The sequence below is a fragment of the Vibrio splendidus 12E03 genome, from assembly GCF_000272105.2.
GTDB classification, from domain to species: Bacteria; Pseudomonadota; Gammaproteobacteria; order Enterobacterales; family Vibrionaceae; genus Vibrio; species Vibrio splendidus_I.
In genome coordinates this window covers 1-717 of sequence record NZ_AJZD02000095.1, presented here as the reverse complement: position 1 = coordinate 717, position 717 = coordinate 1, and the positions used below count along the sequence as shown (strand labels likewise).

Sequence of the window (717 nt, the reverse complement as noted above, 5' to 3'; positions counted from 1 at the left end):
GCGTTATACGTCTCTTGAATCATCATTGTATTGTTCATTGTCGCTCTCCTAATATTGGCAAAAAGGAGAAACGTCGCCATAGGGGAACGTATCCCCTGTGGGTAATCAATGACAGTAATAAAAAGCCCCAACACACAACAGTGTATTGGGGCAGTTAAACATCAAGCCGCTTGCTGATTTGCATCAGAACCAGTGGGTGCTGGCGATTGTACAAGTACAACGTCATTCACCTTCAGATACTTCACTTTGAGTAGGCGCCCCTTAATGGTTGCGCCAAACTGACCCGCTTTCGTACTGTGGTTGCTTTGATAAGTAAAGGTGTCGAGCGAGATATCACCGATAGTAAAACTCAGTGAGCCTTTATCGCCACCTTGCTGGCTAAAGTCGTAGTTATCAAGACCATGCGCTTCAAAAAGCTCAATCGCCTCTTTCCCTACGACTTTGCAGTCAATGTACGTTCTTTCGTTATCATCACCACGTAAACACGTGATGGTGGTCGCGTAGAACGGGTCACCTTTTTTCGGTGTCACTTTTCTCACGCGGTTTAGAAAACCAAATCCATGAGTGTGAAGGTCGAAATAAGTGTTTTGATTGTTATCAGACATAATGTTTTCTCCGAGACAGGCTGCACGAGAAAAAATCACATTCCACCATGGGAAATAATTTTCCCGTGGGGGTGATAAAAAGTCGGTGTATAGCGCCAAAGCTCTATCAATA

General features: G+C 44.4%; 1 protein-coding gene. It reads right to left on the bottom strand.

All coding sequences use genetic code 11. The annotated features are described in order from the left end of the window. Positions 1-161 precede the first annotated feature (161 nt). The gene (locus A142_RS08435; protein ID WP_019825252.1) at positions 162-605 is read right to left on the bottom strand and encodes a DUF3577 domain-containing protein; all 444 of its coding nucleotides are present in this window, start codon (positions 603-605) and stop codon (positions 162-164) included. Positions 606-717 lie beyond the last annotated feature (112 nt).

Coding starts and splice junctions, on each gene's coding strand:
- A142_RS08435 (WP_019825252.1), bottom strand. CDS start 605: ATGTCTGATAACAATCAAAACACTTATTTCGACCTTCACACTCATGGA.